This is a genomic window from Vibrio sp. 10N.222.49.A3 (assembly GCF_041475145.1).
Classification (GTDB): Bacteria; Pseudomonadota; Gammaproteobacteria; order Enterobacterales; family Vibrionaceae; genus Vibrio; species Vibrio tasmaniensis_A.
Genome location: NZ_JBFRVM010000222.1, coordinates 1 through 6,260, shown reverse-complemented (window position 1 = coordinate 6,260; position 6,260 = coordinate 1). Strand labels below are relative to the sequence as shown.

The window sequence follows — 6,260 nt, the reverse complement described above, 5'->3', positions numbered from 1 at the left end:
CTTAAGTGAACGGCATTACGACACAGGTCGGCTTTTGTATAATATTTCTTTGACTTACAGTGGTTTATCGCATGGTAACATCCTACCAACACAGGTGGCTTCTGAAATAAATCTGGAAAGGTTTAAATGATAAGGCTTGATAGACTTTTCCAGAAAAATAGTGATTTTGAACTATTTTTCTACACTTTAAGTTTTGATAGTACCAGTTTCCAGAAAAATTGATCTAACCAAGCCTAACTGTAAGCGGTAATACTGTCGAACCTCTTTCCCTAAAATGATTCTTCTAGCTCTGGATAATTTCCTGTTAGGAAGTTATCGTCCAAGTATTGCCAGCGCCAAAAAGCACTAAATGGATGACGACTATCAAGCATCGCCTCTATCGTCTCTAACGCGCCTTCTCTATTACTGCTTCCAGTAGATGGGTTCTTGAGTAATCTGCGAGCGTTTATAAAAGTACACATATACTCAAATAGTTGCTCAGTTAATGCTTCACGACTTACCCCACGTAAAGCTGTGGACGAGTTGTTATAACACTCATTTAGAAGTTCAATAGTATTTAACGTTTCGTCACTTGGGGTATCTGAGGAAGCCTCAATTAAGATCTCGCTATCAGGAGTAGGGTAAGCCTTTAAACGTATTTCTCTACTTACATTTATATTGGAGTCCGTACAATCCAATAGCCCTAAATACCCATTACTTTTTATACCGTTACAGCGGCTACAGGAGTAAAACAGGTTATTCCAATCCATCCTGCCCCCGCCAGCAGCCTGTGGAACAAAATGTTCAATTTCTACATCATGTATCTCATTGCGCTCACATAAGTAACACTTGCTGTGAAATACTTTCTTTAACTCTTCAACAACTTCAGGTTGATTGTATGTTGATCCACTTGATAAACAAGCGGGACCGTCCACAGGGCGAATTACATTAAACAATTGATTAGCCCTCCAAATCTTCTAGTGCTTGCTTCGCCATAAGAAGAAGCACTTTAGACTTCGAATCCAACTCTCCTTCAACTGGGGCGAGCTTTGCAATTAATTTATTCACCCTAATTTGATTCTCTTCAATATCAGGAATAAGTGATGAGAGTTCACTTGTGATTTGAGTTAAATCATCCGAGCTTGTACTGACTCCTAATAATCCTTTCACAATGGCATCGTAAGAGTATAAAGATAAGTCCTCTAATTGTTCTAACTTACTCAAGTCATAGATTGCAGCATTATCTACAGATTGAAGTACGAATGGAGAATGAGTCGATACAATGAATTGCACATTGGGGTAAGAGCGGTCTAAGAATGAAAGAATTTTCTTTTGTAGAGATACGTGTAAGTGAGCATCGATCTCATCAATAATTACGATTCCTGTTAGTTCTTTCGGACTCATTTCGTGAAGCTCTACCTTCATCAATAAATCCGTATAGATTTTTAAAATAGATGAGTAGCCAGATGAAAGAGTCGAGAAGGTATAAGGGGTTTTACCATCTTGCTCAATATAAAAACGTCTCTCTTGCTCATTATATTGAAGTGTCAATGACGGATCTTCAAACAGATAACTTAGATCACTTGAAATTGACTCTAACCAATTATCAACTTTTTGTTTCTCAGAGGGATCTTCTCTCATCATCGAAGCCATATAGCCAGCTTCGAAAAATGCGACCAGATAAGACTCAAAACTAGTAGAAAAATCTTGATTTAGCTGCTGATTTTGACCATTTTTTCTTATCTCAGATAAACTTGACAGGGCATTGCGGTTGTTACGATTTACATTGGAATACTGTCGAGTTGCTTCAAAAAAGCTAACCAATAAGTTTCGATTGTATGACTTGTCCAAAACAGCATCGTGGTCGCTCCACTTTATAGCGATGTGATCACTTTTAAATAGGTCTTCAAGCTGTATTTTGCTTCTTTTTAACTCTAGCTTAAAGTTTTCAATCTGATCTCTTGGATAGTTTTCATTTTTGATGAGGTTTTCATAATGCTCAACATTTCGTAACAGATTGCTTTTCTGACTGATTTTGTTTGGTTCAACACTAAACTTAATAGCATTTAGTACGGCGTTAAGGAAAACGGTCTTACCGCACCCATTCATACCTGTAACTATGATATTTTTACTATCTGCTGTGATTGATATTTCTTTTTCAGTATGAGGGAGGGTTCCTTGTACTGATGAAATGAGCTTGAGCATATTTGTTCCAACCTGTAGTGAGATAGGTTGAATTATACTCAACTCTTTGATTTTTAGCATTCTAAAGAGACTTGTTTTTAAACGGAAGATAGCGTGGTGCCCACTTGGTCGTATTTCAAGTGGGCAAATATCGTTTTACTTGATAGGTATAACCTTGCTTCGTTTTAGGTCTGCGAGCTTCTCCTTCAGCTCTGCATTCTCATATTCAAGGTCATCAATGCGAGCCAATGTCTGAACTAGCTTGTCGTTGAGATGGTGTTGGGCTGCTGCGAATAAATTCAACTTTTCTTTTTCAGACTCGTACTTTTCCTTATAGTTATGCTTGATGCGTTTCTGCTCGTTGAGCTTAGCGCGTACCGATTGAATTTCAGGCTGGACATGCTCACCTTTAGCTTCTGCTATATCAGCCTTAACTTGCTTCACCTTTTCTATAAACTCTGGATAATAATAGCCGCTACCATTGCCTAGGTTCGCTTCTTCCTCAACAGCTCTCACACTGAGCTTTCGATGAATAGGGATGCGCTTGGGCTTGCCTTCTTTTATACGCTCTAATGCAACCTCTAATGCTAGTCGTGTATTTTCACTCTTACTCATATGTTAGCTACCTTTAAGTCAGGTTCAAATGGGGTAAAAGACATATCAAAGTCAGCCATGACTTTCTCTGCGGCTCTTACTTGAGTGATGTAGTGGCTTTGCTCACTGACCGAAATTTCTTCGCCAGATTCCATGTAAGTAACTAAACTACGGTGTTTTTTCTGCCACCATTGGGCTTGTTGTTCGTCAATGATGCTACTACCAGAGCCGCAGTCCACACAGAATTGGGGAGTGACCACACCGTCCATATCGCAGTCATAACCAGATTTGCAATAGCTGTGCATTGAACCATGCAATGTTAACTTACCATCTTTTACGGCCTTGTATATTACATCCCAAGAGCTATAGATGGTGGGTACACCCCCTCGCATTTTCATGATCGATTTGCCATGAGTACCTGATAGGGTTTCTTCAGAGTGCCACTGTTTGAAGATTTTATTAGCGGTTGTTTCTGCATTAATCTCTTCTAGCGCTTGTTGTATTTGGGTATCCACTTTTAAATCATATAGACTCGCCAGTTTCCCACCGTTGGTATACCACTCTGTCATCGATAGATAAAGGTGCTTGAATTGCTGCTTTAGCGCAACCAGTGTCCCTAAGCGGTTCTTCACGCAATAAAATGCTAAGGTGCGTCTAAATTGGTGAGTACCCATAGGCCAAGGTCTGCCTATGATGATTTCCTTAGCTTTGTTTAGCGAGCGAGGATTGGAGGCTAAACATTCTTGATAGTCCTCTTTTGTAACTATGAAATCAAACTGCTTACAAAAGCGTTGTAACCGTTCATTCCATTTCGTTATTAATTTTGGAGGTACTGAGCGAGCGCCTTGGTTTACCCATAATGAGTTAGCGTACTTCTCATCAGGGTAAGTAATTTCGCTTCGCCAGCGCTTGGTTAGCACTGTCATTAAATCGATGGCAGTCTTGGAAGAAGCTGCTGTCACCCATGTTTCTCGCTTTTCTCCTAGTTTAAAGGTATGAGATTGCAACATGTGGTGTACGCGACCACTTAGCGTATCATTGTAATAACTGTTTGGCGTGAGCTTATCCAGCTCTGAATCCCGCATACCACTGAACCCACCGCACACAATATAGCTCGCTGTAATGAGCTGTCCGAGGTAGCCCCTGAATTCGTTAGCATTGTTAAGTGAGATATCAGGAAGTTTATTTGCTAATGGAGCAATGAGGGAATTAGGCTCACGAGGTTGGTTGTGTGCGATGGCAGTTTTGTATTTTCTGCTATCAATGCTTCCATCGCTGTTCACAAAGGTATAGGAGAAGCCTTGTTGAATTTTGTTATCCAGTATCCTCTTACCCGCAATATAGTTGTTTTGTAGCGCACTTTCAGTATCGGCTAGTAGTTGAGCATGAGGCAATGCTTCTTCAATGAGGGTTATCGCCTTGCTGTAGATGGCATGACATAACCGCTCTGGAATGACCAAAGTTTGCTGGCTATCTTTATCGCTAAGTCTTTGGGCTTCTTTGTTGGATCTAATTGGTTCGATACCCAGAGGTATGTTGTGCCAACCCGAGTCACCGATTACACCATTGATAGCTACGAATGTTTTCTCTAGTGATTGTTGAGCATAATCTTCCTCTTTAAGGGTGTTATCAAGACTTACCCTTAGTGACGCAGAGGACAGCGCAGCTAACGATGTTTGGTTCTGCTCCATTAAAAATGAGTACACTTTTTTGATGTCTTTTAATCGAGCATGAACCCCCGTAAAGCGCAGTGCTTTTCTTCCTTTTGGACTGACGTTGAAAAGCCAACCTATGGTGAATATTTTTAGTTCGCGTTGCAATTGAGGGGCTGCGTCAAGACTTGAGAAGTTGAGGTTGTTTCTCTCTTTCTTGCGTGAGAAAGGAAAGCAATCCCAATCACTTTGCCCAAAAGTCGCTGTTACGTTGCCATTTCTATCTTTACAAATAACGACAGCATCTAACTCTTCAAATCGCCCTTGGTGATATAAAGTAACGATGTCAACATATTGCACTTTATGCTCTTCAGGGAAATCCGCAGTATATAAGTGGCTAGTTTTCATTGTGGCAGTTCCTGAAGTGGGATGGAATTAAACCAAGAACGGAGTCGGAATCATCCCAGTTAGGATGATAACCTTCATCATCAAGTTTGGTGTCTGCTTGTTTGAGTATCTTTCTATCAATACTGGGTAATATTTTTTCTTCTATGAACGTTACGATGCTTTCAAAGTTGTGGTAGTAGTGGCTGGCATCGAGGTGTAGGTAGAGTGATTCCTCGACACACGCTTTAAAGCTAAGGAGGCACCATATGTCTGCGAGCGATTGGACAATGACTTGACTCGGACAGCCGAAACAACCGAGTAAATCAGCGCAAGCTAATTTCTCTCCTTCAGTTAGTAGTCCCTGCTTACGGGCTTTCTTTGTGTACTTTTCTGACTTCTCACCAAAGGGGGTCGCGCAACTCCCACCATTAGGAGTACGACTCAAATTAGGTAGATTAATTTTGTTTTCTTCTTCAATGACCAAAACATCAATGCCTAAATTGGCCTGTGCCTCTTTGGTATTAACCCCTCTTTTAATCTCCTCTTCTCGAATCGACATAGCATCTTGCATCATGCCATTGTTGGTTACTCGGTTTCCTTCGCTATAACTTCTCTTTCTCGTGTTAAGAGTATTGCCTAGCATGATGTCATTGATCATTTCGCCTTGGTGGTAGGCGGTAATCTGTGCGCCCGTTTCACGAAAGCGGCTAATTGTCGGGCGTAGCCTGCGCCCAGTTTGGTCAATGAAGGTAAAGTGCTTTTCAACCCACCCCTTTAGGAAGCCTTGAAGAACCCCGCTTTTCATTGGAGTGGCTTTCTTCGCAGTTACGGTTTGAAGCAGTGTCGCGTTTTCCTCCGTTGAGATTAAGCGTGATGCATTGAGTAAGTGGTCGAAAAAACGCATCGCGTATTTCGGTATGTCTAACTCGTGTTCCCCCATCTCAACTTGAATGGTCTTGAAAGCTCTACGCTTAAAAGCGGGCATGGTGTACCACGTTTCGCCAGCCGACGTAGAGGCATTGCGTGGTTGTGATAGCTGAAATAAATCGCTGGTGTTTGCGTAGGTGTAATAAGACAAAAGGTAAGTGCCTGCACACATCATTTCGATATACCACCACAAAGCTGGTATGTATGACCTTTCCACTCAAAGGTCATGGTAGGGGTGGTTTTAGATGTCATGATGTGCGTTTCAGGAGACTCAATAAACTGGTGGTAGGTTTGCTTGAATAGACTGCGAAGGAAGGGAAGTAGTTGGTTTAAATCCTTGCGGGTATAGGATTCAAACGGCTCTTTATCGCTATTATCCATCACCGTGATAGAGTTGAAATAGTTTGATGGTAAATCTAAATAATCACGAAATAGCACCAACATGATAGAGTGAATAACTTTATAACTAGAACTTTTTAGAGTCCCTTGCATAACCCTGAGATGCAGATGAGACATATAACTGATCTGCTCCAGTCA

General features: G+C 41.1%; 4 protein-coding genes and 1 pseudogene. All 5 read right to left on the bottom strand.

Annotated features, from left to right (window positions below):
• Positions 1–269: 269 nt before the first annotated feature.
• Entirely contained in the window at positions 270–935 is a 666-nt protein-coding gene (locus AB4589_RS23555) for an HNH endonuclease (RefSeq protein WP_372101814.1), read from the bottom strand.
• Positions 936–939: 4 nt separating this feature from the next.
• A complete protein-coding gene (locus AB4589_RS23550; RefSeq protein ID WP_372101813.1) occupies positions 940–2,184 on the bottom strand; it encodes an AAA family ATPase in 1,245 nt (414 codons plus the stop codon).
• A 135-nt stretch (positions 2,185–2,319) separates the two neighbouring features.
• A complete protein-coding gene (locus tag AB4589_RS23545) occupies positions 2,320–2,778 on the bottom strand; it encodes a hypothetical protein (RefSeq protein WP_372101812.1) in 459 nt (152 codons plus the stop codon).
• Positions 2,775–4,817, bottom strand: a complete 2,043-nt coding sequence (locus AB4589_RS23540; RefSeq protein WP_372101811.1) for a hypothetical protein — start codon at positions 4,815–4,817, stop codon at positions 2,775–2,777. The genes AB4589_RS23545 and AB4589_RS23540 overlap by 4 nt, the downstream gene beginning before the upstream one ends.
• Positions 4,807–6,242 (bottom strand): annotated as a pseudogene (locus tag AB4589_RS23535) (hypothetical protein); the annotation flags it as partial. The gene AB4589_RS23540 and the pseudogene AB4589_RS23535, both read right to left, overlap by 11 nt.
• Positions 6,243–6,260 lie beyond the last annotated feature (18 nt).

Coding starts and splice junctions, on each gene's coding strand:
- AB4589_RS23550 (WP_372101813.1), bottom strand. CDS start 2,184: ATGCTCAAGCTCATTTCATCAGTACAAGGAACCCTCCCTCATACTGAA.
- AB4589_RS23545 (WP_372101812.1), bottom strand. CDS start 2,778: ATGAGTAAGAGTGAAAATACACGACTAGCATTAGAGGTTGCATTAGAG.
- AB4589_RS23540 (WP_372101811.1), bottom strand. CDS start 4,817: ATGAAAACTAGCCACTTATATACTGCGGATTTCCCTGAAGAGCATAAA.